This window comes from Bradyrhizobium sp. UFLA05-112, assembly GCF_053572325.1.
In genome coordinates, this window is record NZ_JBANBK010000189.1 from 1 (window position 1) to 2,802 (window position 2,802).

Here is a 2,802-nt window from a genome sequence, read left to right on the forward strand (position 1 = left end):
GTATCGCTCCGGCGAAGGCCGCCTTGCGCGGTGTGATGGAGATTGAAGACATAGGCGTATGACTGACCATACGCCTATGCCGAAGGTCTCTCGGCTGGAAATTGTCTCGACGGGCGCTCGGCGCCATTGGACATTCGAGGAGAAGCAGCGGATCGTTGCCGAGAGCTACGGCGGGCCACGATTGGTGTCGGTAACGGCGCGGCGCAACGGCTTGTCTGCGAGCCAATTGTTCACGTGGCGCCGGTTGGCGCGCGAAGGCCGGCTGAGCGGGGATGCCGTGCCGGCGCTTGTTCCTGTGGAGATCACCCCTGCGCCGGCCCCGGCATCGCCGTGTGCGCCGAGGCCGTTGTCTTCGTCTCCTGCGCCGCGCACGAAGGCCGGAATCATCGAGATCGAGCTTGGCGGCTGTCGTGTTCGCGTTGACCGTGACGTGGATGTTGAGGCGCTGCAGCGGGTCCTTGAGCTTCTGAGGCGGCAATGATCCCAACCCCGAGCGGTGTCAGGGTCTGGATCGCGACCGGCCACACCGATATGCGCCGCGGCATGCAAAGCTTGGCGCTTACGATCCAGGAAAGCCTGAAGCGCGATCCCCATGCCGGCGATCTCTACATCTTCCGGGGCCGCCGCGGCGATCTGGTCAAGATTCTCTGGCATGACGGGATCGGGCTGTCGCTCTATGCCAAGCGCCTGGACCGCGGCAAGTTTATCTGGCCTTCGGCGTCTTCCGGCGCAATATCGATCTCAGCGGCACAGATGGCCTATATGCTCGAAGGGATCGACTGGCGGAATCCGCAAGTGACCTGGCGGCCGCGGAGTGCGGGCTGAGCGAAGACCGGCGGGGGCATTTTGGGGGAGTCCCAACGCATCAAATCTGTGATTCACTGCGTCACATGGATGCTGACCGCGACGCGATTCCGGATGACGTTGCCGCCCTGAAACAAGCTCTGGCCGTCGAGCGCGCGAAGGGTTTGGAGATCGCGGCTGAACTCGCGGTCGCCCGCGCGAAAGCGTCGGAAGACGAGGCGCTGATCGCCCAGCAAAAGCTGCAGATCGCCAAGCTGAAGCATCAGATCTACGGCCAGCGGTCGGAGCGCTCGTCGCGCCTGATCGAGCAGTTGGCGTTGACGTTCGAGGAATTGGCAGCCGACGCCACTGAAGACGAACTGGCGGCGGAAGAGGCCGTGGCCAAGACGACGACGGTGCGCGGATTTACGCGCAAGCGCGCCGAGCGCCAGACCTTCCCCGAGCATCTCCCACGAGAACGGGTGGTGATCGAGCCGCCGACGGCTTGCGAATGCTGCGGCGGCAACCGTCTGCGCAAGCTCGGCGAGGACGTGACGAGGACGCTGGAAGTGGTGCCGCGCCAGTGGAAGGTGATCGAGACGGTGCGGGAGAAGTTCTCCTGCCGCGACTGCGAGAAGATCAGCCAGGTCCCGGCACCATTCCATGCCGTCGCACGGGGATGGGCCGGCCCGAGCCTGCTGGCCATGATCATGTTCGAGAAGTTCGGCCAACATCAGCCTTTAAACCGCCAGGCTGAGCGCTACGCCCTGGAAGGCGTGCCGATCGCGCTGTCGACCATGGCGGACGCCGTGGGATCGGTCAGTGCGTCGCTGGAGCCCCTGCTGCGCCTGGTCGAAGCCCATGTCATGGCGGCCGAGCGCCTGCATGCCGATGATACGACCGTGCCAGTGCTGGCCAAGGGCAAGACCGATACGGCACGCTGCTGGATCTACGTCCGGGATGACCGGCCGTTTGGCGGCGCCGGGCCGCCGGCGGCAATGTTCTACTACTCCCGCGATCGCAGGGGCGAGCATCCCCAGGCGCATCTGGCGGGGTATGCCGGCATCCTGCAGGCCGACGCCTATGACGGGTACAACCAGCTCTATCTGGCGGGCCGCCAGCCCGGACCGATCCGGGAAGCGGCATGTTGGGTCCATGCGCGGCGCCCGTTCTTCGCCATGGCCGATATCGAAGAGAATGCGCGTCGCAAGGCCAGCGGAAAGAAGGAGATCCCGCTCTCACCGATCGCGGTCGAGGTCGTGCGGCGGATCGATGCACTGTTCGAGATCGAACGCTCCATCAATGGCAAGAGCCCCGAAGGGCGTCTGGAGGTGCGACAGACGCTGAGCCGGCCTCTGGTCGAGGACCTTCAGGTCTATATGCGGCAGCAGCTCGTCAAGCTGTCCCGTGGGCACGACCTGGCCAAGGCGTTCAACTACATCCTGAAGCGATGGGCGAGCTTCACGCTGTTCCTGAAGGACGGACGCGTCTGTCTCTCCAACAATGCGGCCGAGCGAGGATTAAGAGGTATAGCGCTCGGGCGAAAGGCCTGGCTGTTCTGCGGCTCTGACCGCGGTGGGCGGCGCGCGGCTTCCATGTATAGCTTGATCGTCACGGCCAAAATGAACGGCGTTGATCCGCAAGCCTGGCTCACGGACATCCTTGCCCGCATCGCCGCCCACCCAGTTCATCGGCTGGACGAGCTGCTGCCTTGGAATTGGACGCCGGGATCAGCAATCTCTGCTCGAGCAGCATGACCACGCACGTCAACAAGGTCCATCACGTCACCACTATTACCCAGGTGGCAATGGACCTCGGCGAAGATGAAGACTGGCTGCGCGACATCGCCATCGGGATGGAGATCGAGGACGGCGTGATCTGGGTCTATGGCGTCGGTGAAGACGGTGTTCAGGCGTTCACCGACTTCGGCATCGAAAACCTGATCGAGCTCATCAAGGTTTACAAAGAGAACCCTGAACTGCTCAGGCGGTGACCCTGCGGCCTACGCCGAATGGATAC

The 2,802-nt window shown here is 63.7% G+C and carries 4 protein-coding genes; all 4 read left to right on the plus strand.

The genetic code is table 11. The annotated features are described in order from the left end of the window. Positions 1 to 58 precede the first annotated feature (58 nt). The 4 genes from tnpA (at position 59) to SO180_RS42235 (ending at position 2,776) form a co-directional block, all read left to right on the plus strand. A complete protein-coding gene (gene tnpA, locus SO180_RS42220) occupies positions 59 to 481 on the plus strand; it encodes an IS66-like element accessory protein TnpA (RefSeq protein ID WP_449384679.1) in 423 nt (140 codons plus the stop codon). Then, entirely contained in the window at positions 478 to 825 is a 348-nt protein-coding gene (gene tnpB, locus SO180_RS42225; protein WP_449384680.1) for an IS66 family insertion sequence element accessory protein TnpB, read from the plus strand. Before tnpA ends, tnpB begins: the two co-directional genes overlap by 4 nt. A 65-nt stretch (positions 826 to 890) precedes the next feature. After that, positions 891 to 2,540, plus strand: a complete 1,650-nt coding sequence (gene tnpC, locus SO180_RS42230; RefSeq protein WP_449384681.1) for an IS66 family transposase — start codon at positions 891 to 893, stop codon at positions 2,538 to 2,540. Next, positions 2,537 to 2,776 carry a hypothetical protein gene (locus tag SO180_RS42235; protein ID WP_449384682.1) on the plus strand — a complete coding sequence of 80 codons (240 nt, stop codon included), beginning with the start codon at positions 2,537 to 2,539 and terminating at the stop codon, positions 2,774 to 2,776. Before tnpC ends, SO180_RS42235 begins: the two co-directional genes overlap by 4 nt. Positions 2,777 to 2,802: the final 26 nt, after the last annotated feature.